The sequence below is a fragment of the Alteromonas sp. I10 genome (assembly GCF_003201515.1).
GTDB classification, from domain to species: Bacteria; Pseudomonadota; Gammaproteobacteria; order Enterobacterales; family Alteromonadaceae; genus Alteromonas; species Alteromonas macleodii.
In genome coordinates this window covers 142,147-159,105 of sequence record NZ_QJJN01000009.1, presented here as the reverse complement: position 1 = coordinate 159,105, position 16,959 = coordinate 142,147, and the positions used below count along the sequence as shown (strand labels likewise).

General features: G+C 45.5%; 12 protein-coding genes. 10 read left to right on the top strand and 2 right to left on the bottom strand.

The genetic code is table 11. The annotated features are described in order from the left end of the window. The first annotated feature begins 654 nt into the window (after positions 1 to 654). Positions 655 to 972 (top strand): hypothetical protein, encoded by a 318-nt coding sequence (locus BZA03_RS16570; RefSeq protein WP_258364657.1) that lies wholly within the window; start codon positions 655 to 657, stop codon positions 970 to 972. A 206-nt stretch (positions 973 to 1,178) separates the two neighbouring features. On the opposite strand, the gene rpmE is transcribed toward BZA03_RS16570, so the two are convergent. Beyond that, entirely contained in the window at positions 1,179 to 1,391 is a 213-nt protein-coding gene (gene rpmE / locus BZA03_RS16560) for a 50S ribosomal protein L31 (protein ID WP_014950975.1), read from the bottom strand. A gap of 466 nt (positions 1,392 to 1,857) precedes the next feature. Between rpmE and priA the strand changes: the two genes are divergently transcribed. From priA to BZA03_RS16545, 3 genes are all read left to right on the top strand, one after another. Beyond that, positions 1,858 to 4,047: a primosomal protein N' gene (gene priA, locus BZA03_RS16555; RefSeq protein WP_110289372.1), complete on the top strand. Its 2,190-nt coding sequence runs from the start codon at positions 1,858 to 1,860 to the stop codon at positions 4,045 to 4,047. A gap of 131 nt (positions 4,048 to 4,178) precedes the next feature. Continuing rightward, positions 4,179 to 4,769 (top strand): cbb3-type cytochrome oxidase assembly protein, encoded by a 591-nt coding sequence (locus BZA03_RS16550; protein ID WP_014977575.1) that lies wholly within the window; start codon positions 4,179 to 4,181, stop codon positions 4,767 to 4,769. 85 nt (positions 4,770 to 4,854) lie between these two features. Next, complete coding sequence (locus BZA03_RS16545) at positions 4,855 to 5,595, top strand: hypothetical protein (protein ID WP_110289371.1); 741 nt, start codon at positions 4,855 to 4,857, stop codon at positions 5,593 to 5,595. Here the strand turns inward: BZA03_RS16545 and BZA03_RS16540 are convergent. Continuing rightward, on the bottom strand, positions 5,592 to 6,212 hold the full coding sequence (locus tag BZA03_RS16540; RefSeq protein WP_239301100.1) for a DUF1294 domain-containing protein: 621 nt from the start codon (positions 6,210 to 6,212) through the stop codon (positions 5,592 to 5,594). The two genes, BZA03_RS16545 and BZA03_RS16540, sit on opposite strands and share 4 nt — an antisense overlap. Positions 6,213 to 6,515: 303 nt before the next feature. On the opposite strand from BZA03_RS16540, the gene hslV reads away from it, so the two are divergent. From hslV to BZA03_RS16510, 6 genes are all read left to right on the top strand, one after another. Continuing rightward, positions 6,516 to 7,040 carry an ATP-dependent protease subunit HslV gene (gene hslV, locus BZA03_RS16535; RefSeq protein WP_014950969.1) on the top strand — a complete coding sequence of 175 codons (525 nt, stop codon included), beginning with the start codon at positions 6,516 to 6,518 and terminating at the stop codon, positions 7,038 to 7,040. Between the two features lie 82 nt (positions 7,041 to 7,122). After that, entirely contained in the window at positions 7,123 to 8,451 is a 1,329-nt protein-coding gene (hslU, locus tag BZA03_RS16530) for an HslU--HslV peptidase ATPase subunit (RefSeq protein ID WP_014950968.1), read from the top strand. A 338-nt stretch (positions 8,452 to 8,789) separates the two neighbouring features. Continuing rightward, the gene (locus BZA03_RS16525; protein ID WP_110289370.1) at positions 8,790 to 11,756 is read left to right on the top strand and encodes a SusC/RagA family TonB-linked outer membrane protein; all 2,967 of its coding nucleotides are present in this window, start codon (positions 8,790 to 8,792) and stop codon (positions 11,754 to 11,756) included. A 26-nt stretch (positions 11,757 to 11,782) separates the two neighbouring features. Continuing rightward, positions 11,783 to 13,498 carry a RagB/SusD family nutrient uptake outer membrane protein gene (locus BZA03_RS16520; protein WP_110289369.1) on the top strand — a complete coding sequence of 572 codons (1,716 nt, stop codon included), beginning with the start codon at positions 11,783 to 11,785 and terminating at the stop codon, positions 13,496 to 13,498. Positions 13,499 to 13,540: 42 nt separating this feature from the next. Further along, positions 13,541 to 14,851 carry a sugar porter family MFS transporter gene (locus tag BZA03_RS16515; RefSeq protein WP_110289368.1) on the top strand — a complete coding sequence of 437 codons (1,311 nt, stop codon included), beginning with the start codon at positions 13,541 to 13,543 and terminating at the stop codon, positions 14,849 to 14,851. A 13-nt stretch (positions 14,852 to 14,864) separates the two neighbouring features. After that, positions 14,865 to 16,940 carry a glycoside hydrolase family 32 protein gene (locus tag BZA03_RS16510; RefSeq protein ID WP_278939409.1) on the top strand — a complete coding sequence of 692 codons (2,076 nt, stop codon included), beginning with the start codon at positions 14,865 to 14,867 and terminating at the stop codon, positions 16,938 to 16,940. Positions 16,941 to 16,959 lie beyond the last annotated feature (19 nt).

Genomic DNA, 16,959 nt, shown 5'->3' with positions numbered 1-16,959 from the left:
GTTCATCGGTGTTTTCGTTCACGCTCTGTAGCTATTTTATTGTCGTTATAGTTATAGATAGATAAACGTAAGCGCGTTACAACCAAGTAATGACAAAAGTGATTATAAATAGTTGTTAGCACTAGGGCTTGTTGATCTTTGTTTTACAGCAATCATCAATAGGCCCCAAGGTGGCATGTGGAAAAGCAGACTAGGCGTTAACCTTTACTGATTTTGTTCACATACCTTAATGGATACAAGCCTCTGGTTTATGTACCCAAAAGCGCCATAAGTCTTGAAAGCAATGCATTATTCACAGAATTAATGCTCACTATCAAAGTGCCGATCGCAACTCTAACACAGCCAATCACTGTGTACATATCTGATCAGAATTCTCATATACCAATGTAGGTTAGGCGTACTAATTAGACCAGTAAAATGGGGCTATAATTGCCATTCATGCTATTTATTTTGACTTGTCATAACATTCTGTAGGTCTATTGTGTGGAGGATAAAAACAAAGCTATCAAAGGGATCTACGTTCTCATAAATGCATTGGACAGAAACCCAAATCAGGAAAATAGAACGAAGGGAGACACCTCGTTAATTCTCCATCCAATATTTCTGATAAAATCCTGTGAAAGCCCACTCAAAATTCGCGCTGAAGGCGAGGATATGACAGAAAGAAAACTAATAACCGTGCTAACCGATGTGTGCGAAAGCGTAAAATCTACCAATAATGGATTTGTTTGGCTAACTCACGTAGGGCATTGGAGAGCGCCGCAAGTGATTGCCGTGTTTAATACTGAGCAGGAGATGCAGCGGGCGTTAACTAATGGTTGGGATATAGACTTCATAAACCAAGTGAATATTGCTTTGGCTTCAATTAAGTCAGCACCCGTTGGTATTTATTTTGATAGCGAAGAAGAGTGTAAGAAAGTGAGTGGCGGCAATTGGGATAGGCATTTATCTAATGTTAAAAACCTTCACTGAGTTCAGGTCACGCTGGATGTTGTAAATTAAGCTAAAAACGTTTTTCAAAAAGGCGAGTTGCAGGGCTTGTTAAACTGGCTAGGTACTGGCCTGACGTAGGATAACGGCGGTAAAGCGCTGTTTGGCACACCTTGTTTGTGTGAAGCGTGAATTTTAAGCAATAAAAAAGCGCCATAAAGGCGCTTTTTTCGAACTCGATATCAGGCTTACTTTTTGCCCAATGCACCGAAACGCTTCTTGAAGCGATCAACACGACCACCAGTGTCAACGTTACGTTGCTTACCAGTGTAGAATGGGTGACACGAAGAACATACGTCTAGGTTGATGTCTTTACCAAGCGTAGAACGAATGTTCATTACGTTACCACATGAGCAAGTTGCTGTGATTTCTTCGTATTTTGGGTGGATATCTTGTTTCATTGGGTTACCTCACATAATAAGGCCGTATCGCTATACAACCCGAAGTCGCACACCATACGTTACTTAATTCAAATGATAAGTCGTTCAAAGAACAGCCTATCGCAAAAGAGCGGCGCATAATAAAGGATGGCAGGGCCTTGATCAAGCGGTTTTTGGCCAAATGCTAAACAAGAGAGCTAGACAAGGCAGCCGTATAAAAAGGTAGCCATATAAAAAGGCCAAACTAAAAACATTCCTTTTATGCTTGCCTGTAAAGTATGTTTAAATATTTGTGTTTCAAGGCTAGGCCATAGCTCTAGTAGCAAAATCATGCGCTAATAGCAAAATGTGTAGCTAGCTGTTAGCAGCGCAAACTGCTGTAACGTATAGGTCTGCAAGAAGCCTCAGTATAATTAGTTTCAACATAAGAAGCTTAGTAAGCGCGTTACGCGCTGTAACAATCGTCAAATAAGGTAGAACCTTCGCAATGGCCTTTATCCAAGTTGCCGTGCCAGTGCCGCTGCGCCAACTTTTCACGTATACCCACGATAACGCACTAAGTGCGGGTGTAAGAGTGGTTGTGCCTTTCGGTCCGCGCAAACTTGTGGGCGTAGTTGTTGAAACCCTACACAAACCTGAAAGCGACATTGAAAACTCCAACAAGCTAAAAGCCATTGAGTCGGTACTGGACGATACCCCCATTATAGACGAGGTGTTGCTGAAAATGGCCCAATGGCTGTGGCAGTACTATCATCATGCGCCGGGTGAAGTGCTACACGCCATGCTGCCTGTTTTATTGCGCAAAGGCGAGTCAGCAGCGCCAACACCTCAAGACATGCTAATGCTTACCGAAGAAGGTAAGCAAACGACTGCAGACACGTTATCGCGGGCGCCTAAACAACAAGCCTGTTTTACTGCACTGGCCGGTGGTGCCTTATTAGCGTCCCAAGCGCGCAAGCAGTATGGCGCACCTGCGGTCAAAGCACTTGTCGAAAAGTCATTGATAAGCATTGAAGAAGTCGCGCCTGAATTTAAGTCAGGCAGTTGGCTTGCCTCGTTATCGGTGTCTGAAAAGCCAATTCCAGATACTGAGCAGTCGGTTGCCATTGCCGCACTTAATCGTCAGCAGGGCAATTTCGCTGTAAGTTTGCTTGAAGGGGTTACCGGTAGCGGTAAAACGGAAGTGTACCTTCAAGCCATCGAACCCTTACTGCGCGACGGAAAACAAGTGCTTATACTTGTGCCAGAAATTGGGCTTACGCCGCAAACGGTGTCACGTTTTGAAAAGCGCTTTGGTATTGCAGTGGGCGTTTTACACTCTCAGCTTTCTGATAAAGAACGGCTACAGGTGTGGCAGCGAGCAAGAGCTGGTGAACTCGGGATAATCATCGGTACCCGCTCGGCTATTTTCACGCCGCTGCACAACCCCGGCATGCTGATTGTGGATGAAGAGCACGACGAGTCTTTTAAACAACAAGATGGACTTCGCTATCACGCCCGTGACCTAGCAGCCATGCGGGCTAAGCAGCACAATATTCCTCTTTTATTAGGCAGCGCCACGCCCGCACTCGAAACACTTAATAATGCGCTAAGCGGTCGCTATGCCCATTTGCAGTTAACTAAGCGAGCGGGAGGGGCGAAAAGCACGTATCAGCATGTGTTGGACGCGCGTGACCAACCCATTCACTACGGTATTTCGCAAGGCTTGCTAACGATAATGCGCCAGCATATCAACGCGGGAAATCAGGTATTGGTGTTTGTGAATCGCAGAGGCTATGCGCCAGCGCTGCTTTGCCATCACTGCGGCGAAACCGTCATGTGTAAGCGTTGTGACCGCCCTTATACTGTGCATAAAGCGCAGAACCGTTTACAGTGTCATCACTGCGGCGGCATGCGCTCAATGCCATCAAACTGCGAAGCGTGCCATCACAATGAATTAGTTACGGCGGGTACGGGCACCGAGCAAGTCGAGCAAGGGCTTGCAAGTTTATTTCCCGGTGTTAAACAGGTACGAATAGACAGCGACACCGTGCGGGGCAAAGATAAACTGCACCAAACACTGGATGCAATAAACCGCCAAGAGTACCAGCTTCTGGTCGGTACCCAAATACTATCAAAAGGTCACCATTTCCCGCATGTAACCTTAGTGGCGGTGCTAGATTGTGATGGTGCACTTTTTAGTGCCGATTTTAGAGCACCAGAAAAACTTGCTCAGCTTGTTACTCAGCTTGCAGGAAGAGCAGGGCGCGCCAGTAAACCAGGGGAAATGTGGTTGCAAACTCACAATCCCCACCATCCTTTGCTGCAAGATTTAGTACATAACGGCTATGGGCATTTCGCCAGACACGCTTTATTGGAACGTAAAGCGGCAGGGCTTCCGCCTTTTATTAGTCAATTCGTGATCCGCGCTGAGGCGACCGACAGCAGCTTGGCCTATCGCTTTTTACAAGACAGTAAGCAAGTATTTCACCAGCAGCATGCCATTGAGTTAAATGGCCCGTTTCCTTGTTTGATTGAAAAGCGGCAAGGCAGGTTTCGGTTTATGCTGGTATGCAGTCATGAAAAGCGTGCGCCGCTTCACAATGCGCTGCGTTTGGCGCTGCCATTTTTACAGGCGTTGCCACAGGCAATGAAGGTAAGGTGGTCGATAGATATTGATCCTACCGATTTCAGTTAGCTTGTTGGGTAGCAATACGTTAAAATTTCTGCAGGATTGAAGTGCAGGAAAGCTGCTGCTTCATAAAGATTTGGTATATGACGTTTTCTTACGCATACAAACAACGATAACAAGTAGGAATATTGCCGACTATGGCTCAACGCGATTATGTCTCTCGTGGACGCTCTCCTCAAAAAAAGAAGCCGGCTGGTAAAGGTAGAAAACCAGCCAGAAGCGCGCAATCAAATGCGCAATCTAACGCCCCGGTTTCTGGAAAACTTCCTATTGTGCGCCTTGTTGGCGTATTCGCATTGGTGATTGGCTTTGGTGCATTTTTGTGGTCAATAAAAGACAATGTAGAAGACGACGTGGATACACAAGCTTCACGACCTGTGGCTCCTACAGAAGAGACGTTACCTGAGCTTCCTGAAGAAGAATGGGAGTACATTAAGACCCTTCCAGGATATGAAGTAGAAGTTGAGGTCAAAGAGCAAGAAAAATCTGACAAACGCTATTTAATGCAGTGCGCCTCGTTTAGAACCCGCGCGCAGGCTGAAGAGATGAAAGCCAAAATTGCATTCCAAGGTTTAGAGGCGCTTATCAGACACAGCACTGGCAGCAACGGCGATTGGTTCCGCGTTATTCTGGGCCCTTACGAGTCTAAGCGTGATGCAGAAAAAGCCAAGCACAGTCTGCGTAAAGTGAACATTGCGACATGCCAAATTTGGTACTGGAATTTGTAGCAGTTTATTGTAGGTAACACTTAATGCGGTGCATATGGCGCTGAAATAGCGCGTAGAGAAAGGATGCGTTTACAAGGAAGTATCAATGAGTATTGCCATCACCGAGCAACCAAATTACGCCGCTTATAGCATAGAAGAGCTTGAGGACGTTCTGGAAAATATTGATAAGCAGGCCTTTCCAGAACGCTATCAGGCAGCAAAAAATGAGCTCGCTGCTAAGCGTGCAACGCTGCCACCTGAGAATGATACGGATAGCGCCCATCAAGATGAGCATTTTACTCGACCTAAGTGGTCTGAGCTTCATCCAATAACACGTATCAGTAACGGCGCTTTTTTAGTACTTATTGGCGCTTTGATTGTATCGGCATTCACCAACTTTATCGTGATTAACGCATGGCTAAATAATTCAACATGGGCCATTGTTTTATTTACTTTTGTTTATTGTGCCTTTTATTACCTGTCTATTTCCATCGATAAACGACAAGCGCAATTTGTGATGAAAGATTGGCGTGGAAAAGTAACAATTTTCACCATGCCGTTTTTGGGGCTTATTTTTACTTGGAATTTTATTGATAGGGCATTGCCCTACACGCTTCACTTGGCGTCCGGAAAACAAGAAACGGAACTGAAATTTGCTTATGAAAAAGGCAGCGGCTCTAAACACTGTCGACACTCACTGTTGTTAAAAGAGAGCGGTACCTTGTCAGATGGGCGATTATGCTTAAATCAAAGTGAGCACAAACGCTTACCAAATAAAGGATGGGTGTATGTTAAGGGCTCCGAAAGTGGTTTTGGTTTTGACATTGAAGGGTATCGATTTCGCTAAATTTCAACCATGAATGCCTGCGTACTAATCACTTCAAATGCAATTAGCCCAAGCAAAATGAGATTAACCAAAACCGTTACCCAATAAACCCTCATAAATGACGATTTACTACGCTTATGTTTAAAAATCTGTTGGGCTAGCAATGCACCAGGCCAACCTCCCAATAAGCTTAATATATGCAGTTTTGCCTCTGAAACTCGCCGTTTTTCCTTTTTTGCAGCCGATTTGTCTATGCCGTAAAACAGTATGGTAAGCAAACTTACCGCGCCATAAACGATAGGTACTATAAACGGTAGCCGACCTGACAATGTAAATAACGCAAGTGCACCGGAGAAAATACTCAGTACGATAACATTACGTTTTCTTTGCGAGGTTGGCTTATTGGCGCGTAAACGTTTTGCTTTGTGATCCTTGAGTAAGCTGATGTTGCAGGCGCGGTGATTACCATTTCTATCCTGCTCAACTTCATAAACAATAATGTCGCCATTAACCGGGCGCCTAGAGCGTTGTTTAAACGCTTTGATATGAGTAAACGCGCGCGTGCCTCCACCGTTAGGCTCTACAAAACCATAACCTTTAGCATCGTCCCACTGTTGAATTCTTCCCTGATACTTCACTACCACTCCTTTAAAACCATTATGTAGCGTCTTCATTGTTGCTACTTTATCTGTGCTCTATCACCTAGGCATTATTTCACTTGGCCATAGAGTGTGTTGGCGAGAGTATGCACTCAATAAATGGTGTATTCAATACACTAGCGAACACGCTAAGCCCATATAGTAGGCAGCTCAGAGCGCACATTCTTTTGTATTACCCTTGAAATTAAAAAGCCTTCCCCCACTTATTTGTTATTGAATTTGAACGCTGCTGCCTTTGCTAGACGAAAAACGCAGCAGCGCCCAGCCAAACGGGGAATTAACGTGACAACGATTGTATCTGTACGACGTGGGAATCAAGTGGTAATGGCCGGTGACGGACAGGTATCACTGGGCAATACCGTAATGAAAGGTAATGCGCGCAAAGTGCGCCGTTTATACCACGACAAGATTTTAGCGGGCTTTGCTGGTGGCACGGCCGACGCATTTACGCTGTTTGAGCGCTTTGAAGCAAAGCTTGAAGCCCACCAAGGCCATTTGACCAAAGCGGCAGTAGAGCTCGCCAAAGATTGGCGGACTGACAGGGCGCTTCGCAAACTAGAGGCATTGCTTGCCGTAGCAGACGAAACCGCATCGTTTATTATTACCGGTAACGGTGATGTGGTGCAGCCAGAACAAGATCTTATCGCGATTGGCTCTGGTGGTAACTACGCGCAAGCCGCAGCTACTGCACTACTTGAAAATACAGAGCTAAGCGCAAAAGAAATTGCCGAAAAAGCGTTGACCATAGCGGGTGATATTTGCGTATTCACTAACCATAGCCAAACGGTTGATGTACTAGATTACTAAGTAATAGCTGAGTGCTGTTATCGGCTTGCTGTCGCTCGTATGAATTTGAGTACAGCAAGCGCTGTTAGAAAAGGGTTTATTCATGTCTGAAATGACACCAAGAGAAATTGTTCACGAGTTAGACCGACATATTATTGGTCAACAAGATGCCAAGCGCGCTGTATCTATTGCACTTCGAAATCGCTGGCGTCGTATGCAGCTTGAACCTGAGCTGCGCCAAGAAGTTACGCCAAAAAATATTTTGATGATTGGCCCTACGGGTGTGGGTAAAACTGAAATAGCCCGCCGTTTAGCAAAACTTGCTAACGCGCCGTTCATTAAAGTTGAAGCTACTAAGTTCACTGAAGTGGGCTACGTAGGTAAAGAAGTTGAGACCATCATTCGTGATCTTGCTGATATTGCGGTGAAGATGACGAAAGAAAATGAAATGAAAAAGGTGAAATTCCGCGCAGAAGAAGCTGCGGAAGAGCGCATTTTAGACGTTTTGCTGCCTCCACCAGAAGATGCATGGGGTAATAAGGAAAACGTTGAAGATCGCGGTACGCGCCAAGCATTTCGTAAAAAGCTTCGTCAGGGCGACTTAGACGACAAAGAAATTGAAATTGATGTGGCACTTCCGCAGGTGGGCGTAGAAATTATGGCGCCTCCAGGTATGGAAGAAATGACCAATCAGCTTCAAGGCATGTTCCAGAACTTGTCGGGTTCGCAAAAGAAAAAGAAGAAGCTGAAAATTAAAGAAGCGTTCAAACTACTAATTGAAGAAGAGGCGGCACGCCTTGTTAATCAAGAAGATTTGAAGGAGAAAGCCATTGAGTCGGTAGAACAGCACGGTATTGTGTTTATCGACGAAATTGACAAAATTTGTAAGCGAGAAGGCAACTCGTCGGCAGATGTATCTCGCGAAGGTGTTCAACGTGACCTGCTTCCACTGGTGGAAGGTTCAACGGTATCGACAAAACACGGCATGGTTAAAACTGACCATATCTTGTTTATCGCTTCGGGCGCATTTCAAATGAGCAAGCCGTCTGACCTTATTCCAGAGCTTCAGGGTCGTCTTCCAATTCGCGTTGAGCTATCTGCCCTTAAAGTCGGTGACTTCAAGCGCATTCTTACCGAGCCGAATGCGTCATTAACGCACCAGTACATTGCGCTAATGAAGACAGAAGGCGTGGATATTAGTTTCGACGATTCTGGTATTCAGCGTATAGCCGAAGCGGCATGGCAGGTGAATGAGCGCACTGAAAACATTGGTGCCCGCCGTTTGCACACCGTGCTAGAACGCCTTATGGAAGACATCTCGTTTGACGCCTCTGAAAAGAGCGGTGAGTCATTCGTGATTGATGCTGATTACGTTAACAGCCACCTAGAAACCTTGGTAGATAACGAAGATCTGTCGCGCTTTATTTTATAATGCAGTTTTGAGATAGCGAACAGCTCAGCTAAAAAGCTTATCGGGTATAACATGTCCCAGTGAGCTTTTGAAAATAGAGTATTTAAGCCCAGAGATATGCTCTGGGCTTTTTATTTTTCATTCAAAAATCTTGTCTTAATATTGCTATATAACATTTTAACGTTGCCCTCCTGCAAAATTTTTCGGCATACCAACTTCTAAAAGCCTCAATTAAAAACGACGTAGCGTGTAAAACCTCTTGTTAAATTTTTGTTGATCAGACTTTACATAAATAGTATAAACTAAAAAGACAACGTTGTTTATTTGAAATTACAGCACTTCAACAATCAAGGCGCGATATGAAAAATTACACATTGCATCCATTAACACGTCAGCTAAGGAAGGCCATAAAGCCTACTCCACTTTTACTGATGCTAATGGCAACGTCGTTACAAGCTCAAGAGGCTGGGTCTGGATCTGATGATTCGGAATTGCCAGAGGAAGTAGAAGTAATAGAGATTTCTTACGGTTACAGCGCCGTCGAGAAGAAAGATTTGACTGGAGCAATAGCTACAGTAGACATCGAAGACGTGATTGATTTGCCTGCCGGCAACATTATGCAAAATCTTCAAGGAAGAGTACCTGGTTTACAAATCACCACCACAGGTAATCCAAGTTCGACAGCAACCGTGAGGATCCGCGGTCAGGGACTAGGACCTCTTGGCAACAATGACCCGCTTTACATTATCGATGGAATTCCAACAAAGTCTGGCCTACACGAAATTAATAGCAACGATATTGCCGATGTACAGGTGTTACGTGATGCGGCCGCCGCAAGTATTTATGGGGCTCGCTCTGGAAACGGTGTAATTGTTGTGACCACAAAGAAAGGTCACGATGGCCTAGACTTTAGCTTCCGATACAACCAGAGTATTGAAGAATATGACTATGACCTACAGCCACTCAACACGTTAGAGCGTGGTGCCGTAGTGTGGCGGGCGGCAGTCAATGACGGGTCAAACCCTAATTCAGCAAGCCCGCTTTATACATTTGACTGGAATCAAAATTTTCAAAATCCAGAATTATATTCGGTCATTCTTCCTACCTTTACTGATCCAGAAGGTGTTCAACGCCCCGCCGATACTAGATGGTTTGATGAAGTTACAAGAACCTCTAAAGTCTCGGATGCGAATTTCTCGGTGGCAGGCGGCAATGACGTTTCCAAGTTCTATACATCGCTGGGCTATTTTGAGGCCGAGGGTATCGTAGATGGTTCCAAGTTCGAGCGATTAGCTTTCAGAGTCAATTCTGAACATGTCGTTGTTGAAGATAAATTAAAAGTCGGTCAGACATTTTTGATCACTGATCAACAAGCTAACCTTATCAACGACCTAGCGGGTCAGATTTTAGGACTATCAATTGAGCAGCAGTCAATCGTTCCGGTTTACAACGATGTAGGAGGCTGGGGTGGGCCGGTACCTGGAATTACTGACAGAGACAATCCGGTTCGAATAATCGAGCAAAATCGTGATAACGGCCATACCTACAATAAACTCATGGCGAACTTTTTTGTTGAGTACACACCGATTGAAAACTTAACGCTTAGAGGAAATGTAGGGGTTGATTACAGTCAGTTTTATTTTAGAAATTTCACTCGTGCGTTTACCGCTGGCTCACTCAGTGGCGCAGACAGATTAACGGTTGAAGACAACTGGAATCAAAGCATCATTACGGGCGCTACAGCCACTTACAAACTCGTACTTGATGACCTGCACAAGTTCAATTTCTTAGCCGGGGTTGAGCAAATTAATTATGAGCGTGAACTATCCCGAGGCATTGGGTCAGGCTTCGCTTCGGATGACCGTTCTTTCGCTTATCTGTCGCAGGCTACGTCGGATGTAAGGGTAGAAGGCGAAGGAGACAATTGGTCCCTAGATTCCCAGTTTGCACGAGTGGACTATAACTATGATAACCGTTACTTGTCCTCATTTACGATTCGTCGAGATGGGTCGTCGAGATTTGGTGATGCTAATGAATACGGCAATTTTCCAGCAGCGTCATTGGGCTGGGTTGTTAGCAACGAAGACTTTTTCGATATTGATTTTATCGACACCTTAAAGTTCAGGGGAAGCTGGGGGGAAACGGGTAATCAGGAAATTCCTACTGATGCGACGGTAACAACTTATATACCCCGTTATGCGACCCAGTCACTTTTCACAAACCAGCAAGATGAGGGCACAGCATACGACATTACTGGCGCAAATGGTGGTACGTTGCCTTCGGGCTTTGTTCGGGCGCAAACTGGCAACCCTGATCTGAAATGGGAAACATCAACGCAGGTTAACTTCGGCTTAGACTTCGAATTGTTTGAGAGAACGGTTTATGGAAGCTTTGATTGGTTCAAAAAAGAAACCCGCGACATTCTTACTCTCACTCAACCAATTGCAACGCTTGGCGAAGGGGCGCAAAAGTGGGTCAATGGCGGCACCATTGAAAATGCCGGTGTTGAATTGGTGCTTGGATATGAAAAGTGGATAGATACGGGCTTGCTGGAAGACGAGTTGCTTGTAGATATCAACTTCAATATATCTTCGGCTGAAAACACCGTTACAGCCTTGCCTGAAGATGTTGTTAATTCCTTTGGGGGAAATGGACAAGATAAAACAATCTTGGGGCGTTCAATTAATTCAGTATATGGGTATGTTGCAGACGGTATATTCCAAAATCAAGATGAGGTGAATGAACATGCTACACAATCGGGCGCAGCACCGGGTCGAATCCGTTGGCTAGACCTAGATGGAAATGGCGTTATTGATGAGAACGACCAAGACTTCTTTGCAGACACGGATCCAGATTTTATCTATGGAATGAACTTCACGTTTAAATATAGAGACTGGGACTTCAACATGTTCTGGCAAGGGATCAAAGGAGGACAGATAAGGAATAACTGGCGACTATTCACCGATTTCACTTCTTTAAACATTGGCTCAAATTATGGTGCACGAACGCTTGATGCCTGGACTCCTCAAAATACAGACAGCGATGTCCCTGCGCTTACCCTGATCGATAACAATGGGGAGGGCCGTCAGTCTAGCTTTTTCTGGGAAGAGGGCACTTACCTGAAACTTCGCAATATCAGCGTGGGTTACACCCCTACATTAGATTTCATCGAACGCTTAGGCCTTAACGATGCACGCATTTATTTGCAGGCTCAGAATCTTTTGACTATCACGCCTGATGGCACTTTGAGTGAAGATCCTGAAACTCCTAATGAAGTTTTTCCTGTACCCCGCCGCGTCACTATCGGGCTGGAATTCTCTTTTTAAGCTAACAGGATAATGGATAAAGACACATGAACTATATAAGCAAACTTTTGACAACAAGCTTGATTGCGCTTTCAGTCGTATCTTGCGGCGGAAGCGATGAATTGGACAGTGAACCACAAGCAGTGCTCACAGAAGATCAGGTAGCAACGACTGAGAATATAGATGCTTTGGTTATCGCCACGTACTCCTATCTTGGCAATGACCACTACACAGCACCTAATTATCTGTGGCCGACAGGCAACCTGCGCGCTGGTGATGCGCACAAAGGTGGAAACGGTCCTTCGGATATCTTTGCATACCACGCACTTTCAATGTACGAGCCGTTAGTGCCGGATATGGAGTCATTCCCACCTGATTTGATCGATCTCAACAATAAGAAATGGACACGCAACTATACCGGTATTTCAAGAGCTAACACGGCACTTAAGGTTATCGCTGAGACGCCTTCTGGTGAATTACCAGGCGCTGATGAAAAAGCAGCAGAGTTACGTTTTTTAAGAGCTATCTTTTATTTTGATTTGAAAATCCATCACAAGCATATTCCTTGGATTGATGAAACGATGACTCAAGAGGAAGTACTAGCGACGACTAACCGCGATCTCACAGACCAGCAGTTATGGGACAACATCGCAGCAGATTTTCGTTTTGCCGCGAACACCTTGCCAGATGTTCAGCAGGATGTCGGCCGGGCGTCCGCACTATCAGCCAAAGCCTATTTAGCGAAAACCCTTTTGTATCAGGCGTATGAGCAAGACGAACTGCACAACGTGGTGAATATCAATCAGCAGAAACTCGAAGAAGTAGTCAGCTTGGTAGATAGTATTGAAGCCAGTGGACAGTACGGTCTTTACGACGATTATGCAGAGAATTTTCTTATCGAATTTGAGAATGGAAAGGAGTCTGTATTTGCCATTCAGCGTTCATTGAATGATGGCAGTCCTGACGGAAGAGGTTCTTGGTCTAGCGCGTTGAATGCGCCGATGTCAGGCGGTTTTGGTTGCTGTGGTTTTCACGTTCCAACAGAAAACTTTGTTAACGCGTTTAAGACCGATAACTCGGGTTTGCCCCGCTTCAACACATTCAATGACAGTGAGTATAACGTAAATAATGACCATGTTGACCCTCGGCTCGACCATACAGTGGCGATGGAAGGCAAGCCATTTAAGTACGACCCTGACCTTATTCATGGCGGCGACAGCTGGGCACGGGCACCAGGTATCTATGGCAATTACACGGGAATGAAAGACTTAGAACACCCTGAGTGTGACTGCCGGGGTGAAAACGGTCCTTTCCCAATATTCTCTCTCAATACCGTATTAGTGCGCTATGCCGATGTATTGCTTTGGAAAGCAGAGGCGCTGATAGAGCTCGACCGCTGGGAAGAAGCAACCCCGATTATCAATCGTCTTAGAGAGCGGGCCGCAGCCAGCACGGCGAGATTGAACGATGCGAGCTTATACCGTATTGGCACTTACGACACATTTACCAGTAAAGCAGAAGCAAGGCAGGCACTGCGCTGGGAAAGGCGCGTTGAGCTAGGGCTAGAAGGTCATCGATTTTTCGATTTGGTTCGCTGGGGCGTGGCTAAAGAGACCATTGACGAATACCTCACTACCGAGCGCGGCAGAAAGCCCTACTTGGAAGACGCTGCATTTACTAAAAATAAGCATGAATACCTCCCAATCCCTAATCAGCAGATTAATTTGAGTGGCGGAATTTATATACAGAATCCGGGCTATTAAGCCCGGTATTCCTAAAGTGGTTAAGAGGTAAAAATATACATCATGAACAAAATAGTTTACTGGTCACTCACTGTTGCAATAGCCGGATTTTTATTTGGTTTCGACACCGCAGTGATATCTGGAGCAGACCAATCCATTCAAGCGCTGTGGGACACTACGCCCCTTTTTCATGGGTTGTTCGTCATGTCTTCTGCTCTGTGGGGAACGGTGATTGGCGCGTTGATGGGGAACTGGCCCTGCGATAGGCTTGGGCGCAAAAAGACGTTAGTTCTTATTGGCGTCCTCTATCTACTCTCTGCTATAGGTTCAGCACTCGCTCAGGATCCGTATACCTTTGCTATTCTTCGGTTTATCGGAGGCTTAGGAGTGGGGGTATCTTCAATCGCCGTACCCGCTTACATTTCTGAAATTGCACCAGCCAAAATCAGGGGGCGGCTAGTCGCAACCTATCAGTTTCAAATAGTATTTGGGATCCTCATCGCTTTTCTTTCAAATTATTTGCTCTCGGGCGTTATTGTCGATGACTGGCGAGTGATGCTGGGAGTTGAAGCCGTGCCAGCATTGATCTACTTCCTAATGGTGCTGAAAGCACCGGAGAGTCCTCGCTGGTTGTTGCTGCATCGCGATGACGAAGCCCGTGCTCGAGAGGTCTTTTTATCGCTACAGAGTGAAGGTGTCGAACAAACTATCAGCGCAATAAAAGCTGATAAGGCAGGGCGTAAAAGAGAATCTTTATTTAAACCTGAGTTTCGACTTCCGGTGATGCTTGCCTTTTTACTTGCTGCATTTAACCAACTATCAGGTATTAACTTCATCATCTATTACGCACCACGTATTTTTGATATGGCGGGTTTAGATGGCAGCACCGCATTGCTTTCCACTGCGGGTGTCGGATTAATCAATCTTGTATTTACGATGGTTGGATTAAGTCTGATAGATCGGCTTGGACGAAAATCACTCATGTATATAGGCTCAATCGGTTACATCCTGTCTCTAGCCACTGTTTCATGGGCATTCAGTAGCCAAGTCGGCGGCACCATTGTAGTGAGCGCAGTGTTCGTATTCATCGCGTCTCATGCTGTTGGGCAGGGCGCCGTTATCTGGGTTTTTATTGCTGAAATCTTCCCCAATTCCGTGCGCTCTAAAGGACAGTCATTGGGAAGTGGTACACATTGGGTTTTTGCTGCGCTGATCGCGCTTTTAATGCCTCAAGTATTAGCCGCCTTTTCTGCCAGCCAGGTCTTCGCGTTCTTCACATTTGCGATGTTCTTACAGCTTATTTTCGTTCGATTCATGATGCCAGAAACGAAAGGGAAAACGCTTGAGGATGTGTCTGCAGCGTTATCAAAGTAGAGGCATTTTAACTATGAAAACACTATTAGGTCTTATTATTTCTTCAGCTCTTGTTGGATGTTCCATGAATCAAATTAGTCCACTTCCCGAGAACTCGACTCTTGTGGTCGAGGCCGCTCGCAACGAAGCTTTTCGTCCCCAGATCCATTTCTCACCGAAAGAAAAGTGGATGAATGATCCCAACGGTATGTTTTATCTCGATGGCGAGTACCATCTATTCTTTCAGCATAATCCCGATGCCTCCACCTGGGGGCCTATGCATTGGGGGCACGCTGTGAGTAAGGACCTTATGCATTGGGAGGAGTTACCAATAGCGCTTTACCCTGATGAGCTTGGCACCATTTTCTCTGGAAGTGCAGTCGTCGATGTCGAGAACACCAGTGGTCTGGGAAGCAAAGATAATCCCCCTATTGTTGCGTTGTATACCTATCACAATGCATCACTGGAGAAGCAGGGAAAAATTGACTACCAAACCCAAGCACTGGCTTACAGCTTAGATAAAGGCCGGACGTGGGAAAAGTATGTCAATAACCCTGTTATTGACAACCCGGGCATAAAAGATTTTCGCGACCCAAAGGTCATGTGGCATGAACCGTCAGGAAAGTGGGTGATGGTGCTAGCACAAAAAGATCATATTGGTTTTTACAGTTCAGATAACCTGATTGACTGGTCGTTAGAAAGCACATTCGGTGAAGAAATAGGTAGTCATGGCGGTGTGTGGGAGTGTCCGGAACTGCTGCTATTGCCTGTCGAAGGAACTGATGAATCTAGATATGTATTGTTGGTAAGTATATCGCCAGGCGGCCCAAATGGAGGCTCGGCAACCCAATACTTTGTTGGGGATTTCGACGGCAAAGAATTCGTATTAGATGCTAAGTGGCAAAGCGAACTCTCACCTACAGTGGCTAATTTTCCAAAAGGCACGGTCTTTGATAATTTTGAAGATGGAGCCGACAAGTGGACGCAGCAAGGTAATGCCTTTGTTGATGCTCCCACCGAAGGTGGACATGCCAACCAGCCGTCCCCCACTGGTTACTCTGGTGATTATCTTGTAAACAGTTTTGCAGATGAAGATCGTGCGCAAGGAACGCTGACGTCGGAAACGTTCACCTTATTTGAACCTTATATCAACTTTAAAATTGGTGGCGGCCATCATCCAGACAGGGTTGGCGTTCAACTCGTGGTGGAAGGCAATATAGTAAAATCTGAAACAGGCCTCAATCGAGAAACGCTCCATTATGCGAGCTGGGATGTGAGTCAGTGGCAAGGCAAATCCGCATTTTTGAGGATTATCGATAACGAGTCCGAAAGCTGGGGACACACTTACATTGACGATATTGTGTTTGCGAGCGAGCCTGCAACAAATCGAATTGAGCCCGCTATTTGGCTGGATCACGGCACAGACAATTATGCAGGGGTAACTTTTTTTAAATCGCCAGAAAGTAATGAATCACGTCATATCTTCATGGGATGGATGAGCAATTGGTTATACGCAAATGATGTACCGACAGAAATATGGCGTAGTGCGATGACACTACCTCGCACGCTGCATCTCGTTAAAACTAGCAAAGGACTCCGTGTCCGTAGTCAGTTGGTAGACGAAGTGGATAGATTAGTTGAAGCGTCTACTAAGTCGCCAATCTTGAAGGCAGGACAAGCAATGAGCCTTTCTTCTCTAGATAGCAACGGCAGGGAATCGGCGCTTCGCTACGCTTTCGATGTTCAGGGGAATTCACCTTCACCTATTTCGATTCGACTTGAAAACCAAAGCGGTGAATTTGTTGATATTGAAATAGATCAACAACGATCCTTGGTATCACTAAACCGAAGTCACTCTGGAGAAACATCATTCAATGAGCATTTTGGAAAAGTCCAGAAGGCGGAGTTAACAACGACAAGCGACTCATATAACGTCACAATAATTGTCGACCGCTCATCATTGGAATTGTTCATTGACAATGGCACTACCGTTATGACGGCACTAGTGTTTCCCAAGACTGTTTACGAAACGCTACACGTGGCGCCTAACAGTCAATCAATACACCAGCTATCAATTGACCGATTGGGCTCTGTGTGGTCTTCTAATTAGGTATTATGCCTAGGGTATT